Annotated in this window: 15 protein-coding genes, 1 tRNA gene and 2 pseudogenes; 7 read left to right on the forward strand and 11 right to left on the reverse strand. The window is 63.8% G+C overall.

The features are described from left to right. Nucleotides 1-63: 63 nt before the first annotated feature. Nucleotides 64-136: transfer RNA gene (locus tag YO9_RS0100575), tRNA-Ala, on the reverse strand. An 84-nt stretch (nt 137-220) separates the two neighbouring features. Between YO9_RS0100575 and YO9_RS0100580 the strand changes: the two genes are divergently transcribed. Next, nucleotides 221-1,015, forward strand: coding sequence for a type 2 periplasmic-binding domain-containing protein (locus YO9_RS0100580; protein WP_223285902.1), 795 nt, complete (start codon nt 221-223; stop codon nt 1,013-1,015). Here YO9_RS0100580 and YO9_RS0100585 read toward each other — a convergent pair. Together YO9_RS0100585 and corA are read right to left on the reverse strand one after the other, a co-directional pair. Beyond that, a complete protein-coding gene (locus YO9_RS0100585; protein WP_031272408.1) occupies nt 1,012-2,103 on the reverse strand; it encodes a mechanosensitive ion channel family protein in 1,092 nt (363 codons plus the stop codon). The two genes, YO9_RS0100580 and YO9_RS0100585, sit on opposite strands and share 4 nt — an antisense overlap. A 46-nt stretch (nt 2,104-2,149) precedes the next feature. Continuing rightward, complete coding sequence (gene corA, locus YO9_RS0100590; RefSeq protein WP_016995737.1) at nt 2,150-3,184, reverse strand: magnesium/cobalt transporter CorA; 1,035 nt, start codon at nt 3,182-3,184, stop codon at nt 2,150-2,152. 101 nt (nt 3,185-3,285) lie between these two features. On the opposite strand from corA, the gene YO9_RS0100595 reads away from it, so the two are divergent. The 3 genes and pseudogenes from YO9_RS0100595 to YO9_RS0100610 all read left to right on the forward strand — a co-directional run bounded on the left by YO9_RS0100595 (nt 3,286) and on the right by YO9_RS0100610 (nt 6,157). Beyond that, entirely contained in the window at nt 3,286-3,792 is a 507-nt protein-coding gene (locus tag YO9_RS0100595; RefSeq protein ID WP_223285904.1) for an NUDIX hydrolase, read from the forward strand. A gap of 206 nt (nt 3,793-3,998) precedes the next feature. Further along, nucleotides 3,999-4,898, forward strand: coding sequence for a glycine betaine ABC transporter substrate-binding protein (locus YO9_RS0100605; RefSeq protein ID WP_223285905.1), 900 nt, complete (start codon nt 3,999-4,001; stop codon nt 4,896-4,898). A 42-nt stretch (nt 4,899-4,940) separates the two neighbouring features. After that, nucleotides 4,941-6,157: pseudogene (locus YO9_RS0100610) on the forward strand (pyridoxal phosphate-dependent aminotransferase). A gap of 19 nt (nt 6,158-6,176) precedes the next feature. Here YO9_RS0100610 and YO9_RS0100615 read toward each other — a convergent pair. Together YO9_RS0100615 and xseA are read right to left on the reverse strand one after the other, a co-directional pair. After that, nucleotides 6,177-6,449 (reverse strand): exodeoxyribonuclease VII small subunit, encoded by a 273-nt coding sequence (locus tag YO9_RS0100615; protein WP_016995740.1) that lies wholly within the window; start codon nt 6,447-6,449, stop codon nt 6,177-6,179. A 38-nt stretch (nt 6,450-6,487) separates the two neighbouring features. Next, nucleotides 6,488-7,789 carry an exodeoxyribonuclease VII large subunit gene (xseA, locus tag YO9_RS0100620; RefSeq protein ID WP_016995741.1) on the reverse strand — a complete coding sequence of 434 codons (1,302 nt, stop codon included), beginning with the start codon at nt 7,787-7,789 and terminating at the stop codon, nt 6,488-6,490. Nucleotides 7,790-7,848: 59 nt separating this feature from the next. Between xseA and YO9_RS0100625 the strand changes: the two genes are divergently transcribed. After that, entirely contained in the window at nt 7,849-8,754 is a 906-nt protein-coding gene (locus YO9_RS0100625) for a hypothetical protein (RefSeq protein WP_016995742.1), read from the forward strand. 4 nt (nt 8,755-8,758) lie between these two features. Next, nucleotides 8,759-9,841, forward strand: coding sequence for a 4-hydroxy-3-methylbut-2-enyl diphosphate reductase (locus tag YO9_RS0100630; RefSeq protein WP_016995743.1), 1,083 nt, complete (start codon nt 8,759-8,761; stop codon nt 9,839-9,841). Nucleotides 9,842-9,931: 90 nt separating this feature from the next. Here YO9_RS0100630 and YO9_RS21195 read toward each other — a convergent pair. From YO9_RS21195 to YO9_RS0100660, 6 genes and pseudogenes are all read right to left on the reverse strand, one after another. Next, nucleotides 9,932-11,367: pseudogene (locus YO9_RS21195) on the reverse strand (DNA recombination protein RmuC). Beyond that, complete coding sequence (locus YO9_RS0100645) at nt 11,312-11,923, reverse strand: response regulator transcription factor (protein ID WP_016995745.1); 612 nt, start codon at nt 11,921-11,923, stop codon at nt 11,312-11,314. The pseudogene YO9_RS21195 and the gene YO9_RS0100645 overlap by 56 nt, the downstream one beginning before the upstream one ends. Continuing rightward, nucleotides 11,920-13,083, reverse strand: a complete 1,164-nt coding sequence (locus YO9_RS0100650) for a sensor histidine kinase (RefSeq protein WP_223285906.1) — start codon at nt 13,081-13,083, stop codon at nt 11,920-11,922. The genes YO9_RS0100645 and YO9_RS0100650 overlap by 4 nt, the downstream gene beginning before the upstream one ends. After that, nucleotides 13,064-13,423, reverse strand: coding sequence for a hypothetical protein (locus tag YO9_RS20305; RefSeq protein ID WP_317259691.1), 360 nt, complete (start codon nt 13,421-13,423; stop codon nt 13,064-13,066). The genes YO9_RS0100650 and YO9_RS20305 overlap by 20 nt, the downstream gene beginning before the upstream one ends. Continuing rightward, nucleotides 13,408-13,839 (reverse strand): hypothetical protein, encoded by a 432-nt coding sequence (locus YO9_RS20310; RefSeq protein WP_016995748.1) that lies wholly within the window; start codon nt 13,837-13,839, stop codon nt 13,408-13,410. Before YO9_RS20310 ends, YO9_RS20305 begins: the two co-directional genes overlap by 16 nt. Before the next feature lie 26 nt (nt 13,840-13,865). Beyond that, complete coding sequence (locus YO9_RS0100660; protein ID WP_016995749.1) at nt 13,866-14,702, reverse strand: ABC transporter ATP-binding protein; 837 nt, start codon at nt 14,700-14,702, stop codon at nt 13,866-13,868. Between the two features lie 363 nt (nt 14,703-15,065). On the opposite strand from YO9_RS0100660, the gene YO9_RS0100665 reads away from it, so the two are divergent. Further along, nucleotides 15,066-16,367: a glycosyltransferase family protein gene (locus YO9_RS0100665; RefSeq protein ID WP_016995750.1), complete on the forward strand. Its 1,302-nt coding sequence runs from the start codon at nt 15,066-15,068 to the stop codon at nt 16,365-16,367. Nucleotides 16,368-16,370 lie beyond the last annotated feature (3 nt).

Raw genomic sequence — 16,370 nt, forward strand, 5'->3', positions numbered from 1 at the left:
ACCCGGGCCGGTTCATCCATCTACCGACTCATCTGTCAACGATGACCCGACTCAGGACAAAAGTGGAGCTAAGGGGAATCGAACCCCTGACCTTTTCATTGCGAACGAAACGCTCTACCAACTGAGCTATAGCCCCGTGCAACAGAGATCACTGTAGTCCTCCTACCTAGTTTTCGCACGTCGACCAGGACCCAGCAGCCGCGCAGATTACTGTTGTCCCATGACCGAACCGGAACGCCTCGAAACAGCGCAGCCACGCGAACAAGAGCCAGTAACAAACCAGTTCGCGGTGGGCTACGTTCCCGGTGTGATGCCGGGGAAGTGGTTCCGGAGGTGGGAGGAACGCCGTCACAAGCCGGCCCTGAGCCAGTATCCGGTCCGCGCCGACAGCTGGCGAGAAGCACTCACCAGCGGCGAGATCAAGGCCTGTTTCGTCCGCCTCGAATGGGAGGACCGAGACCCCAGCTTGGAAGAGCTCCGCGAAGAGTTCCGCGCCGTTGCCCTCTACGAAGAACTCCAGGTCGTCGTGCTCGACAAGGACCACATCCTCACCGTCGCGGAGACACTCACGACCGCCGAGCTGACGGCCGAAAGCGAACCGCAGAAGAAGCCTGCCACCGACGAAGCAGACATGGCCGTCGAACTCACCGCCGCTGGCGTTGGCCCGGTCATCCTGCCCATGTCAGTGGCCCGCCTGCATCACCGCAAGGACGTCACCTACCGCGAGCTCACGGACGCACCCACCATCCCGTGGTGCTCGTGTGGCCGCAGGATCTCAGCGACGAGGACGAGGCCGCGGTCCAGCAGTTCGTCGGTATCGTGCGTGGTCGCAGCGCCAACAGCGGTCGCGACACCCCGCCCAGCCAGGACAAAAAAGCACAAGAAGACAAGAAAAAGAAACAGCAGCCCAGTGCCCAACAGCGCAGAGGCGGAAAGGGGCCCAAGGGAGCAAAAGCGGCGTCGGCGAGCAAGAATGCCCGACGACGCCGCCCTCGTTAGTTTCGTGCGTTTCTAACCGTCCCCGCGGCGCTCCGAGGAATCGGTGGTGGTGCCGTCCTTGCTGGGGGTGCGGCCGTCGGTAGTGGAGGTATCCGGAGCGGGCTCGGGCTTGCGCACCGCGGTACGAAGCTGCCCCGTCATGGGTATGCGAGGCTGCGGGAAAGACGTGGTGCGGGTGTCCTCGTCGGCCGCGGTCGAGCCCTCGGGGGTGCCGTCGTTGCGCACGACCATCTGATTGACCAATGGCAAGCGCAGGCCTTCGCGGTCCAGCATCTTCTTGATGCGCACTCGCAGCACGCGCGCCACGTCCCACTGCTGCAGCGGCGCGGTCTTCACCGCCAAACGCACGGTGATGGATTCGCCGGTGATGTTCTCCACGCCCCAGACCTCGGGGTCGTCAATGATGTTGGGACCCATGTCCGGGTCATCGCGCAACAGCTGCGCCTCGTGCTCGATGAGGTCGGTGAGCAGGTCGATATTGGTGTCGTAGGGGACAGGGATATCCAGAACGCAGCGGGCCCAGCCCTGGGACTGGTTGCCCACGCGCAGGATCTCGCCATTGCGCACGTGCCACAGGGTGCCCCTCACATCGCGGACCTGGGTCACACGAAGGCCCACACTTTCCACGGTGCCAATCGCCTCGCCCAGGTCCACGGAATCGCCGATACCCAACTGGTCCTCGGCCACCATGAAAATCCCGGACAGGTAATCCTTCACCAAGGATTGCGCGCCGAAAGACAAGGCAACACCGGCGATACCGGCGGAGGCCAGCACCGGCGCAATATTGAAACCGAGCTCCGCAATGATCATCAGGATGGCTACGGCCCAAATGACAATGACAGCCACCGATGACAGTACGGACCCCACTGTGGAGGCTCGCTGGGACTGACGGTCCGAGGCCAGCCCGGCATCGGCGACCCATCGGGCCTTCCCATTGTCGATTTTGCGCACGATGCGAGAGCGCGATCCACGCGCAATTCCCCGGGTGACATTGCGAATCACCAACCGCAACACGGCGGTCAGGACCAATGCGCCCAGGAAAATCAGGAGCACACGGAACGGTGCATCCAACCAAAAATGCCAATCAAGCAGTTTCTCTTCCATCGAGCACTAGATTAACCGCCCCGGTTGAATGGACCCTAAGCGAGCCTTAGAGCCACTTCTTGGCCTTGAAAATCACGTACAGCACCACACCTACGCCCAGCATCAAGCCCAGGGCCATGGGGTAGCCGTATTGCCACTCCAGCTCGGGCATGTGCGCGAAGTTCATACCGTAAACGGAACCCACGATGGACGGAGCGAACAGAATGGCAGCCCAGGATGAGATGCGCTTCATTTGCTCGTTCTGTTCCATCGCAGCCTCGTTCTGCCGGGCCGTCGTCAGTGTGGAGTCCAAGGTCATGGCGTCGGCCAGCGAGGATCGCATGGACTCGAGCTTGTTGTTCACCACGATCACGTGGTCCAGCACATCGCGCAGCCGGTGTTGGAGCTCCACGTTGGTGCCGTATTTCTGGAACCCCGCAAAGTACTGGTTCATCACGGTGTTCAGCGGTGATACCCCGCGGTGGAAGTCATTGACCTCGCGTGCGAGCTCGTAAATGCGCTGGGACACGTGATGCTCGCCGGCAAACAGGGCGTCCTCGATCTCGTCGATATCGTTCTCAAGACCGTCGAGCACCGGGAAGTAATCATCCACGATCTGGTCGAACAGGGCGTAGAGCACGCCGTCCCCGCCCAGTCTGATCAGCTCAGCTTGACCTTCCACGCGCTCGCGGACTCGCGTGACACCCATGGATTCCGAGTGGCGGATGGTGATCACGAAATTGGGCCCGGTGAAAATGTGGATTTCGCCGATGTCCACGGTCTCGTCATGATCGTTGTAGACCGCGGGCCGCAGCACGGTGAACAGGGTGTCGCCGTAGCGCTCGATCTTGGGCCGCTGGTGTGCCTGAATGGTGTCCTCGACCGCCAGCTCGTGCAACTTGAAGTGCTCCGCCAGCGACTTCACCTCCGCCGCGCTGGGCCGGTACAGCCCGATCCATGCGAGTACCGACTCCTTCTGGCCGTCATCGGTGGTCCCGCATTCCTCGTCCAGCTGTCGCAACAACCGGTAGGTTTCCTGCAGGTTGGACGGGGTCTCGATCCGCTGCCCGTTGCGGTAAATGGCGTTGTCCACGATGCTCACCCGCCCATTATCTCCGCTCACCTTTTACTCGCGACAACGGGCGGGGTCGGGTGGCTCGGCGGGTACGACGCCGCTCGCTCCCGGTCAGTAGACTCGTCACCATGAGTTTGGCTTTCGATTCCAGGGTGGGCGCGTACGCGCTCATCGTCCATGACCAACAGGTTCTGTTGACCCATTGGAATCCGCGACGCGCTGATTTCGACGGCGCGTGGACCCTCCCCGGGGGCGGTATGGAACCCGGTGAGCAACCGGAGACCACCATGCTGCGCGAGGTTCTGGAGGAAACCGGGTACACGGTGGCTACCGACACCATGCTGGGAGTGCACAGCAGGTGGATGTCTCCCGAGCAGCGACTGGACGGCAACCCCCGGGAATATCACGCGTGTCGGGTTCTCTACACCGCGCACGTGGTGGACGGTGAACTGACCGTTGAAGAAGATGGATCTTCCGACGACACCCGGTGGGTTCCCCTGGTGGAGCTCGACGAACTCGACCGCCTGGATTTGGTGGATCAAGCCCTGCGATTGGCTGGCCTGGCACATGGGTCGACCAACCAGAAGAACAACCGAGCCCCGTGGTCGAGCAGGACATCGAAGAATGACCGTTGAGCACAGCACGGGTGCTCCCCACAGCGCCCCTCTGAATAGCCGCGAAGTCATGAGGAGCCGCGTGAGAACGCGCCAAGTTGGTCTGCTCGGGATCGCTTTGACGGGATTGCTCGCGCTCAGTGCGTGCGACAACGGAGGTGAGAGCTCCGCACCGGGAGATATGGCACCCGAGCCGGCCGCGGCGGCGTCGTCACCGGGTACGAAAGATGGCAGCGCGTGAAGATTGCCACGGGCGTGAGCGACCAGACTCGTGTCGTGGCGCACATGTACGCCCAGCAGCTGCGCAACCAGGGGATTGCGCCGAGGTCGTTGATGTCGGGCGTGACCGGAATGAACTGTTCGACGCGCTGCAGGCCAAGCAAGTGCATGTGTTCCCGGATTTCACCGGTGATCTGTACGTGCACGTGGCGGAGAACGAAACCCCGGCGTCGCCATCGAACACGCCTACGCCTGCGCCCACCGCTTCCGAGGGTCCGGGATTCATTGGTTCGCTTGCCCAGCTGCTTGGGTTCACCGGCGAGACCGGGCCCTCCGGGGATGACGTCTACGACGCGCTGCCCGACTCGATGCCCAGGGGGCTGCAGATTCTTAATCAAGGCCCGGCGGAAAACACCGATCGATTCGTGGTGGCTCCCGCGACTGCCGTGGAGTTGGAACTGGACGATCTGACCTCGGTGGGGGAGCAGTGTTCTGACATGGCGGTCGGTATGCCGGGCAATTACGCGGATTCTGACCAGGGCGTGAAGGGGTTGGAAAGTTATTACGACTGCCAGCCGAAATCCGCTCCGGAGATTGTCGACTATGACGAGCGGGTGGATGCGCTGCTCAACAACGAGGTGCAGGCCGCGGTGCTGCCCGAGTCCTCACCCGTGATCGACGATGACGATCTGCGGGTGCTCGACGACCCGAATAATCTGTACCGCCCGGAGAAGCTCGTGGCAGTGGCTTCGGAAGGGCTCACCGGGGGCGCCGTCTCCGCGATCAACGGCATCACGACCAATGTTCGCACCGGAGACCTGGCCATGATGACGCGCTTGGTCAGCGGCGACAATCCGGAGATGGCACCCGAGGAAGCGGCAGCATTTATCAGGGAACAGCCCCGCTAAATTTGCGTGGCAGCGCCATGACGGACGAGTAGTGTTGCCCTCATGGCAATGGTGAAGCAATCCGACAAACTGAAGAACGTGCTCTACGACATCCGCGGTCCCGTGCTGGACCAAGCGGAAAAAATGGAGGCGGCGGGACATCGCATTCTGCGACTGAACATCGGCAACCCCGCGCCCTTCGGTTTCGAGGCGCCGGATTCGATCCTGGTCGACATGATCAAGAACCTGCCCAACGCCCAGGGTTACTCGGACTCGCGCGGTATCTACTCCGCCCGCACCGCCGTGGTGCAGTACTACCAGACGCGCGGCATCATGAATCTGGACACGGATGACGTCTATCTGGGCAACGGTGTATCCGAAATGATCACCATGTCCTTGCAGGCGCTGTGCGACACCGGTGACGAGATCCTGGTGCCCTCCCCGGACTACCCGCTGTGGACCGCATCGGTTGCGCTGTCCGGCGGCACCCCCGTGCACTACCTGTGCGACGAGGAGAATGGCTGGAACCCGGATCTCGAAGACCTGGAATCCAAGATCACCTCCCGCACCAAGGCATTGTGGTGATCAACCCCAACAACCCCACCGGCGCTGTGTACTCGCGCGAGACCCTCAAGAAGATTGTGGAGATCGCCAAGAAGCACGAGCTCATCCTCTTCGCGGACGAGATCTACGAAAAGATCACCTACGACGACGCCGAGATGATCAACCTGGCTTCACTCACCGGCGAGGACGTCCTGTGCCTGACGTATTCGGGCCTGTCCAAGGCGTACCGGGTGGCCGGCTACCGTTCCGGTTGGTTGGCGATCACCGGCCCCAACTGGAAAGCGGAGTCCTACATCGAGGGCATCAAGCTGCTGGCCAACATGCGCATGTGCGCCAACGTGCCCGCGCAGCACGCGATCCAGACGGCACTGGGCGGGCACCAATCCATCAACGACCTGATTCTGCCCGGCGGTCGCCTCAAGGCACAGCGCGACCTGGCCTACAAGAAGCTCAACGAGATCGACGGCGTTACGTGCCAGCAAGCACATGGTGCTCTCTACTTGTTCCCGAAGTTGGACGTGGAGAAGTTCGGCATCGAGGATGACGAGCGCTTCGCCCTGGACCTGCTCAAGGAACAGAAGATCCTGCTCAGCCACGGCACTGCGTTCAACTGGGGCGAACCGGACCACTTCCGCTTGGTGACCTTGCCCGCAGTGGAGATGCTGGATACCGCTCTCGACCGCCTCGGCGAGTTCCTGTCCGGGTACCACCAGTAGGCGGTACCGCCCCGGGCCGTTACTCCTCCGACGCCGCTTGCTCTCGAGTTTCTTCACGCCGGGCGCGGGCGGCGTCGAGCCGTTCCCGAGCACCGTCCAGCCACTTCTCGCAGCGGGTGGCTAGTGCTTCACCGCGCTCCCACAGCTGCAATGACTCTTCCAGGGTGGTGCCGCCGGTTTCGAGCTTGGAGACGATTTCCACGAGTTGCTCGCGTGCTTGTTCGTAGCCGAGCTGGTCGATGTCGGACAGGTCCGGTGCGGCGTTGTCCGAGGACTGGTTTTCCTTGGCCATGATGGTCCTTTCTGAAGCAGTGCTGTTGGGGGAGCTGGTTAGTGTTCGCCGGGATGGCGTTTGCTGGCTGTGTCTACGGTGACACCCAGTTCCCCGGATGCAAGGCGCACGGCAAGCTGTTGTTTGGTTTTCACGGAATCCGATTGGGTGACCACATGCCCCTCATTGGTCTGGACCACGGCGTAGCCGCGATCCAAAGTCTGCTGAGGGGATAGGGCACGGACGCGCGCCCGCATTTGGGTGACCGCGTCATGCGCACGAAGCGTGGCCGTGTTGACCGCGGACCACGCCCGGGAGCGCCAGCGGTCCAGATCTTCTTCCCGCACCAGGATCATGCCGTCCGGTTGGGAGAGCACCGGCCGGGTGCGCATGGACGCCAAACCTTGCTGTTCGCGCTCGATGAGGGTGGTGACCGCCCGGTCCAGGGCGGCGCGGGCTTGGCCGATGCGCAGCCGTTCCTCTTGAACGTCCGGCACCACGCGCTTCCCGGCATCCGTGGGAGTGGAGGCGCGCACATCCGCCACGTAATCCAATAGCGGTTGATCGTTCTCGTGGCCGATCGCGCTGACCACGGGGGTGTTCGCGGCAAAGACGTTGCGGATCAAGGACTCGTCGCTGAAGGCCAGAAGGTCTTCGAATGCGCCGCCGCCGCGGGCAATCACGATGACGTCCACGTGCTCCAACTGATCCAGTTCCGCCAGCGCCGCGCTCACGGCGTGTGCGGCCCCATTGCCCTGTACCGGAACTTCGCGGATCTCGAACTGCACACCCGGCCAGCGCAGGGACGCGTTACGCACCACGTCTTTCTCGGCATCCGAATTGCGGCCCGTGATCAGTCCGACGCACGAGGGCAGCACGGGCAGCGGTTTCTTGTGGCGGGGATCGAATAGCCCCTCGTCCGCCAACGCACGGCGCAACCGTTCGAGGCGTTCCAACAGATCGCCCAGGCCTACGGGGCGGATGCCGCGGCCGATCATGGAGAGGCGACCCGTCTTGGCATAGAAGTCTGCCTTGAGGTTCACCACCACGCGCATGCCCTGTTCCAGGGGCCTCTGCAGCGCAGCCATTTCCTGGCCGAACAGGGTGACGGAGACCGACATTTCCTCGTTCATGTCCCGCAGGGTCACGTAGGAGACGCGTGCCCGGTGGTTGACCTCGATGACTTGACCCTCGACCCACGCATCCGGGGCCTTTTTGATCCAGGCATTGAGGTTGGAGGACAGACGGGCGAGCGGCCAAGGATTCTCCGGGGACGTGTCCCGAGCGAACTGAGCGAGTTCCCGGTGGGGGTCCGGGACGTCTACAGCATCCGAGGGCTGCGGCGAAGTTGGTGTGCTCATGGGTCATGCTTACCACCCCCGGACGACATGCACAGGCAACTTTTCCCTAAAGTGGAGCCGTGACCCCTCAACCCCCTGCCTCCACCACCCGGGCGCTGCGAACCGCATGCGCCGTGCTGTGCGGGCTCCTCACCGGGCTGTTCTTTGCCGCGTGGCTCGGGCTCACGTGGCTGCAGGACCATTTGCTGTCACCGTCAGGGTTCCAGGACACCGCGCACTCGGTTGTTACGGACACCCAGTTCCAGACAGAGCTGGTGGGCACACTCCTGGATCGCGCCTCATTCGGCTTGCTCGATGACTACCAAACCGGACTCGGGCCGGTGGACCGGACCCTCGAAAACGTGCGGGAGCGCGCCGTCGGCGCCGCAGAATCTTTCGCGACGGCCCCTGAGCAACGGGAGATGTGGACCCAGGTGCTCGTTCAAACCCACGCTGCCAACGTGCCGCTCTCGCCGGAAATGGGGGAGGCCCCGGAGAACTTGATCGTGAACGTCCATCCCGTGGGCGCCACGATCGATCAGCGCGTTCGGGACGCCATTGGGATTGACCCCGCGTTGAGCACCCAGGAGCTCACGGTGACCCTTCCCGGTGCTCGTACGGGACCTGCCATCGACGTGATCGTGTGGATCGCCCAGTGGCGCTTCGTGCTCCCGTGGCTGGCCGGGGCACTGGGCATCGCCACGCTACTGTTGGCCCCCCGCCGTTGGCTGGCCGTCGCGGGCCTGGGGCTCGCCGGGCTGGCCATGACCGCGGCACTGTTGATTGCGGCACTGGTGGCGGCCCAATCTCTCATCTCGGCATCCTCGATTGAGCCAGTGGCGAATCTGGTGGTCCTCGAAATCGTGGGTCTATTGCGGGAATCATTCGTGGCCCGGTGCGTCACGGGCATGATCTGGGCTGCCGTGTTGGTCCTCGTGGGTGTGACGGGCGCCGTGGTGAGACGTCACGCTGTCGCCTACCATTAAGGGCATGTCCACAACCGTTGATCTTTCCATGCCCACCGTTCCTCGCGTACGGCGCACACCTCAAGAGATCGCCGACGCCGCTCCGGTCGCCGGTTCTCGCAAGGTCCTGTTGGCCGCGCCGCGCGGATACTGCGCAGGCGTGGATCGCGCCGTAATCGCAGTGGAGAAGGCACTCGAGCACTACGGCGCTCCCGTGTACGTGCGCAAGGAGATCGTGCACAACAAGTACGTGGTCGGCACGCTGGAAGAACGCGGCGCCATCTTCGTGGACGAGACCGACGAGGTTCCCGAGGGATCCCTGCTCGTGTTCTCCGCCCACGGTGTCTCCCCGGCGGTCGTTCAGTCCGCGGCGGACCGCAATCTACAAACCATTGACGCTACCTGCCCGCTGGTCACCAAGGTGCACCGCGAGGCCGTGCGTTTCGCCCGCGGCGACTACGAGATCCTGCTGATCGGTCACGTGGGCCACGAAGAGGTTGAGGGCACGTTCGGTGAAGCGCCCGATCATATTCAGATCGTGAATTCCCCGGAGGACGTGGACACCCTGGAGGTCAACGACCCGGACAAGGTCGTCTGGCTCTCGCAGACCACGTTGAGCGTGGACGAGACCATGCAGACCGTGAACAAGCTCCGCGAGAAGTTCCCCAACCTGCAGGACCCGCCCAGCGATGACATTTGCTACGCGACGTCCAACCGTCAGGCTGCGATCAAGGAAATTGCTCCCCAGACGGATCTGGTGATCGTGGTGGGTTCGGCCAACTCGTCGAACTCCGTGCGGCTCAAGGAAGTAGCTGAGGAATACGGTGCCAAGCGTGCCGAGCGCGTGGACTTCGCCAACCAGGTCGATGAGTCCTGGTTCGAGGGCGTGGCCACCATCGGCGTGACCTCCGGTGCCTCCGTACCCGAGGTGCTCGTGCAGCAGGTTCTCGAGCTGCTGGCCGAGTACGGCTACGGCGAAGTCGAAGAAGTCGTCACGGCCGAGGAAGACATTTTGTTCTCCCTGCCCAAGGAACTGCGCGCCAAGCTCGCCGAGGGCGGCGACAAGTCCCGTCAGCTCGGCGGTCGCGGATCGCGCCCCAACCGCTGATTCGAACGCCTGGCGGTCGCGACGCTGCGACCGGCCGGGAGCTGTCTCGACCCGCTCGCCCGATCACTCTGTAAGCCGAGCGGCACAGCATTAGCTGGCCCGTGCGTTGTCCTCGCGCGGGCCAGTTTCATTGTCCGGGTGTTCTTCCTGATCGGTGGAACCGTCCAGCACGAACTCGGTGGCGGTGACGGCACGGGGCATGGTTTCCACGGGCTTGGTTTCGAGCCCGGTGGAGTCGTTGTCGGTGGGATCCAGCGCCGCGATCTTGCGGGCGGAGGGCAGCACACGGGTTTCGAGCGAGCCCACGAGTTTGTTGTATCCGTCCACCGAACGGCGCAGTGAGCCACCCATGTCCGCAAGGTGTTTTCCCACGGACCCCATACGGTCGTACAGCTCCCGTGACAGCCGATAGAGCTCGCGGGCGTTGTCCGTGAGCGTGGCCTGCCGCCAGCTGAACGCGACGGCTTTCAGGGATGCCATGAGCGATACCGGGGACACCAGCGCCACATTGTTCCGAGACGCGTGTTCCAGCAGCACCGCATCCGTTTCCAGGGCTGCGGCCAGGCGGATTCGACCGGGACGAAGCACATCACGAGTTCCGGAGAGCCGTCATTTCCGGTCCAGTACTGCTTGGTGGCCAGAGCATCCACGTGCGCTCGCAGCGCCTTGGAGTGCGCCTTGAGTGACTGTGCTCGGCGTTGGTCGTTCTCCGGTGAGCCGTCCGCGGGTACGGCCTGGGCATCCAGGTAGGAGTTCATGGGTGCCTTGGCATCGACCACGATGACCTGTCCGCCGGGCAGCTTCACGATCATGTCCGGGCGCTGCACACCGCGGTCGGTCGTGCGTGAATCCTGTTCCGTGAAGTCCACGTGGCGCAGCATGCCGGCAGCCTCGACCACGCGGCGCAATTGCATTTCACCCCACGCACCGCGCACGGTGGTGGATCGCAGCGACGAGGACAGCGACCCGGTGGCTTCCAGCAACTGCGCATCCGTGCTGCGAGCGGCATCCAGCGCCTGACTGACAGCACCAAATTGTTCCGCGCGGTCCCGTTCCAGTTGTGTGACGTGACGTCCAACGGTGCGCAGCTGATCATTGAGTGGCGCCAACGCCTGCAGCACGTTCTGATCCTGAAAAGACCTGGCCTCCAGAGTGGCCACGTGCTTCTCGAGTTGCTCCTTGGCTTCCCGTGCTGCGGCACTTTCCTGCAGCGCGTTAAGCCTCTCGGCCTGCAGCTCGTCGACCTCAGCTCGATCCGACGTGTCCGGCGGCCAGCCACGGACATGCCCACGGCGGCACCCAGCCCGAGGCCCACCACCAGGGTGAGCAACGCCCACAACCACCACACCTGAGACATCACGGAAGCGTCCATGGGGGAACTGTCTCAGACCCCTCCGACATCCATAAGGACCTTCAGGCCGCAGCCACCTGGAAGCTCCACAAGGGGAGCCGCGAATACCCGACGGTGCCCTAGATCCACCCGTTCCGCAGCGCCGTGGCCGCAGCTTCCGAACGGTTGTGCACACCTGTCTTCCCAATAGCGGAGGACAAATGATTGCGCACCGTTCCGGGGGAGAGATGCAAGGAAGCGGCAATCTGTTTCGCGGAGCCACCCTGCGCGGATTCCCGCAACACGTCCTGCTCCCGCTGGGTCAGCGGATTCGACCCGGCCACCAGTGATTCCTCCGCGAGCTGCGGGTCGATCACGCGCAGCCCCGCGTGCACGCGCCGAATGGCCTCGGCCAGTTGTTCGGCGGGCGTATCCTTCACCACGAATCCGCTGGCCCCCGCATCGAGCGCGCGCCGGAGATACCCGGGGCGGTCGAACGTGGTGACGATCAGGCACTTGGTTCCGCTACCCCCGCGCGCGATCTCCTGGGTGGCATCCAACCCGTTGAGCACAGGCATTTCGATGTCCAACAGGGCCACGTCGATGTCCTGGGCGGCCACGGCGTCCACGGCTTCTCGGCCGTTGCCGGCCTGCGCCACCACGGAAATGTCCGGTTCCAGCTCGAGCAACGCTGCGAGCCCGGCTCGCACCAGCGACTGGTCATCCGCAATCACTACCGAGATGGTTTTCATGCCGGTTCCACCACGATTCTCGTTCCTTGGTCCTTGCCCTCCACGGGCGAGGTCACGGTCAATTTCAACCCGGCCTTCTCGGCCCGTTCCTGCATACCACGCAGGCCGTTGCCGGGTACCGACGACGACGCCGCGTTCGCGGCGTCGCGCTCGCAAGCCAACCCAACGCCGTCGTCGGTGATCGTCAGGGTGGTCGACGTGAGGGTGACCGAGCACGACGAAGCGGATGAGTGCCGCACCGCATTCGTCACGGCCTCACGAAGGATCCACGCGAACGTGGAGCGCCATGGAGCTTCGATGGACGGAACCGTGCTGGGCAGGTGCGGGGTGATGCCCGCGGAGCGCAGTGCGGCTCGGGCCTGGACCAGCTGCACGCTCAGCTCCGGCTCGCGCAGTTTGCCCACCGTGGAGCGCACGTCGGTGAGGGAATCACGGGTGAGGACCAGGACGTCGTCGAGCTCCTGAGCCGCGCGTTCCGGGTCCGTGGCCATGAGGCGCTTGGCCAGCTGGACCTTCATGGACACCACGGTGAGTGAATGCCCCAGGATGTCGTGGACGTCGCGGCCCACTGATTCGCGCTGCTGGGCGAGTTTGAGTTCACGCTGCAGTTCCTCCCTGACCACGGACCGTTCCATGACCCACCGCGAAACCAGGAGGAGCATGAAGGCCGGCGAGATACCCACGAGGGGCCAGAACCATTCCTGCGGTGGGTACAAGATGAGCCACGGTGTGATGGCCAACAGTGCAATCACACCGGCCGAAATGACAGCGCCCTTCATGGACAACCGGAACGCGCACACGGCCACGAAGAACGGGGCCACGTACGTCCCGGTCAGGCCGGCGGACGGGACGACCAGTGCCAGGGGCAACAGGAGGATCGCACACCAGAAGAGCGCGTTGACCAGTTCACTGCGGCGGGGGAACGGGAGTTCGTAGATCCATGAGATCACGTACAGCACGGCGAATAAACCGATACCCGTGAGGCCGAGCGCCTTGAGTCCGGAGGACACCGGCGCGGAGAGCACATTCGAAATGGGGAAGAGCAGGAACACCAGCCACACGGAGGCGTAGAGGACATCGCTCCACCCGGAGGACCACTCGGCGGGGTTCTCGGTCGAGGTTCCTTTCACTGTCTGAGTGTCAGTCGTCAGTGTGCTCATTTGCGGGCCGTCGCTTTCCGCGCGGCGAACAGGGTGATGGCGGCGAAGATCGCGGTCCACACGCCCACGTTGGCGAGCAGCATCCACACGCTGTCCTGTTCTGGGGCACCGTCCACGGAAACCACCCAGCCTCGGTAATGGGGTAGCGGGCAAGTCCAACAATTCCATACAAGGGCGTGAAGCGGGCGAACTCCAGCAATGCGCCGGACAGCGGCATGAACACGTTGCCCAGGAAGGCAAAGACCACCAGCAAGCCCGACGCCGCACCCACGGCTCCTTCCGACCGGAACAGCAGGCCCGCGGCCAGGCCGTAGAGCGCGAAGACTACGGAGCCGGCCACGATCGTGCTCCCGTGGCGAACCAGCGCCACACGTCATCCATGGTCGCGGAGGTCCCCAGACCGACCAGGTACACCACGGCAACGGGCACGACGGCCACGGCCAAGGCAACGATCACCTTGGTCACCACGTAACCGCTGGTCCCCATGGGGGTCATGGCCAATTGGCGGCCCCACCCCTGGAGCCGTTCCACGGTAGCGCTACCCGCAATGGAGGTGGTGGCCGTGATGGCGCCGTAGGTGGCCATGGAGACCATGAGGTACGCGGAGACATTTCCGTGACCCGCGGACTCGGAAGACCAGTCCTGCAGGACACCGAACATGACGAACAAGGCAGCGGGCAGCATGGCGATGAAAAACATGTTGGCGACGTCCCGGAGCTGGCGCCTGAAATCGTGGAGCGTGTAGGTGAGATTCATGATGAATTCCTCTCCGATCTGCCGTCTCAGCTGTCCGCGGAGCGGTTGATGAGAGCGGTGAAAGCCTCTTCGAGCCCACCGCGGGAGATTTCCAACTCGGAGGCGGGCGTTTCGGTGAGCAGTAGGCGAGCCAGTTGATCTGCGTCCCGCGTCCGGGCGGTGATGCGCTCGCCCCGACGATCCAGGTGCGTGACCCCGGGGAAGTCGGGCAGCGGCGTCGTCGAGGGCCACGAGAACGTCACCGTCTGACGTCGTGAGGCGGCGCGGAAACTGTCCACCGTGCCATCGTGGTGAACGCTGCCGTGGTCCAGGAGCACCACTCGCTGGGCGAAGTCCTGCGCCTCTTGTAGGTAGTGGGTTGCGAACACGACCGTGCGGCCTTCACTGGCCTCGGCGTGCATCGTGTCCCAGAACTCGTGCCGGGCCTGCACATCCATGCCGGCGGTCGGCTCATCCAGCACGAGCAGGTCGGGCTCGGGAAGCAGGGCCAGCGCGAAACGTAGGCGCTGTTGCTGGCCACCCGAGCACTTGGAGACCTTGCGCTTGGCGAAGGACGTTGCTCCGGCGCGTTCCAGCGCCTCGTCCACGGGCATGTGCTGGTCGTAGAGGGAGGCGATCATGACCACCGTCTCGCGGACGGAAATGTCGTCCAGAAGACCGCCCGTTTGCTGAACGGCACCCAGAAAACCTTTCGACACTGCTTCGCGCGCGCTGTGCCCGAAGACCGAGACCGTCCCCTCCTTGGGATCGGACATCCCCAGGATCATGTCGAGAAGCGTGGTCTTGCCCGCGCCATTGGGGCCGAGTAGAGCCACGATCTCACCGCGGTCGATGCGCAGGCTCACGTCGTTGACCGCGTGCACCGTCTCTTTGCGGTTGCGGAACGACTGATGAACGTGAGAGCACTCGATGGCCGGTGCGAGCGGAGCGGTCGTAGAAGTGGCTCGTGAAGCTGAGGAAGGGCTGATGTGTTCATATCCCTACATTCGCGGGAATCGGCCCGGCTCAGAACTGCCGAACGTCACGGATCACGCATGACAAACGTCATGGGTACCTCGCGGTGAGTGACCGCCCGCGGGGCCGTAAATCGCTTAAGCAACCGACGGGTAACACATGAGAAGTTTCTCATGAACGTCTCACGTCCGTTTCACAGCGGATTTTTAGTCTTGGGCTATCAGGACAGCCGTCGGCGGATCCACCAGCCGGCTCGAACGTGAGGTAAACAGATGGACACTGCAGATCACTCCCAGGAGTTGCGGATCGCTCTCTACTCACACGATTCGTTGGGTCTGGGCCACACCCGCCGTAACCTCGCCATCGCGCAGGCACTGTCCGACGCGCTGCCCGAGCTGACCGGTCGCAAGCTGTCCGGGTTGCTCATCACCGGTGAGCGCACCGCCACCTCCTACCGCTGCCCCAAGGGATTCGACTGGTTGGTCGTCCCCGGCATCCGCAAGAAGAGCGGCAAGTACGAGGCCCGTCACCTGGGCGTCAAGAGCGAGCGTCTGTTCGACATCCGTTCCTCCGTGATCGGTGGCGCGCTGGACGCTTTCCGCCCGCACATCGTGATCGTGGACCGTCACCCGTTCGGCATCGACGGCGAGCTGATCAAGCCGCTGCGGGAGCTCAAGGCCGTGAAGCCGGAGACCACGTTCGTCCTGGGGCTGCGCGAGGTCCTGGACGCCCCCGAGGTTGCCGCCGAGGAATGGAAGCGCGTGGGCGTGGACTCCGTCACCGACCTGTTCGACCGCGTGTGGGTCTACGGCGACCGCGAGATCCACGACCCGCTGGCCACCGGCGAGCTGCCCGCGGAATTCGCACACATGGTCGACTACACGGGCCTGCTCTCGAGCGGTCGCAAGTTCAGTGGCCGCCACAACGCGACCATCAAGCCCTTCGTGCTCACCATGCTCGGTGGCGGGTCCGACGGCGTGAACGTGGCCAAGGCCGCGGCCGCCGCTCCCGTGCCGGCCGGCGTGCAGCACCTGGTCGTCACCGGCCCGCAGATGGCCCCCGCCGAACGTCACGAGGTGGAAGCCGCCGCCGGCCCGTCCACCAAGGTCACCAACAAGGTCTCGGACGGCATGTCCTACGTGGCGTCTGCAGAAGCCGTGGTGTCCATGGCCGGGTACAACACCGTGGCCGAGACGCTGTCGACTGATACTCCGGCGCTGCTGGTTCCGCGCACCACCCCTCGCACCGAGCAGATCATCCGCGCTCGCGGGCTGGGCGAGACCGGAGCCCTCGACTGGGTGGATCCCTCCGAGGCCACGAGCGAGGTCATCGGCCAGTGGCTGGCCGAGGCCGTGGCAAACCCCGCCATCCGGGAGAAGCAGGTTGCCGCTCGCGAAGGCCTTGGGCTCAACGGCCTGGAGCGCGTGGTGGATCTGGCCGTGGATCTCGCATGGTTGACCGATAAGTCTGTCTTACCCCTGCCTGTTCAGGACGGGAGCATCGTGGCTGGCTATTCTTCTGAATCAGGGTCGCCGCAGTCGTTGATCCCGCGGGAGCACCCCGCAATGCGGTGACCG

The sequence above is a fragment of the Kocuria atrinae C3-8 genome (assembly GCF_000286355.1).
Taxonomy (GTDB): domain Bacteria; phylum Actinomycetota; class Actinomycetes; order Actinomycetales; family Micrococcaceae; genus Kocuria; species Kocuria atrinae_A.

Coding starts and splice junctions, on each gene's coding strand:
- YO9_RS0100580 (WP_223285902.1), top strand. CDS start 221: ATGACCGAACCGGAACGCCTCGAAACAGCGCAGCCACGCGAACAAGAG.
- YO9_RS0100585 (WP_031272408.1), bottom strand. CDS start 2,103: ATGGAAGAGAAACTGCTTGATTGGCATTTTTGGTTGGATGCACCGTTC.
- YO9_RS0100595 (WP_223285904.1), top strand. CDS start 3,286: ATGAGTTTGGCTTTCGATTCCAGGGTGGGCGCGTACGCGCTCATCGTC.
- YO9_RS0100605 (WP_223285905.1), top strand. CDS start 3,999: ATGGCAGCGCGTGAAGATTGCCACGGGCGTGAGCGACCAGACTCGTGT.
- YO9_RS0100615 (WP_016995740.1), bottom strand. CDS start 6,449: ATGGCCAAGGAAAACCAGTCCTCGGACAACGCCGCACCGGACCTGTCC.
- xseA (WP_016995741.1), bottom strand. CDS start 7,789: ATGAGCACACCAACTTCGCCGCAGCCCTCGGATGCTGTAGACGTCCCG.
- YO9_RS0100630 (WP_016995743.1), top strand. CDS start 8,759: ATGTCCACAACCGTTGATCTTTCCATGCCCACCGTTCCTCGCGTACGG.
- YO9_RS0100645 (WP_016995745.1), bottom strand. CDS start 11,923: ATGAAAACCATCTCGGTAGTGATTGCGGATGACCAGTCGCTGGTGCGA.
- YO9_RS0100650 (WP_223285906.1), bottom strand. CDS start 13,083: ATGAGCACACTGACGACTGACACTCAGACAGTGAAAGGAACCTCGACC.
- YO9_RS20310 (WP_016995748.1), bottom strand. CDS start 13,839: ATGAATCTCACCTACACGCTCCACGATTTCAGGCGCCAGCTCCGGGAC.
- YO9_RS0100665 (WP_016995750.1), top strand. CDS start 15,066: ATGGACACTGCAGATCACTCCCAGGAGTTGCGGATCGCTCTCTACTCA.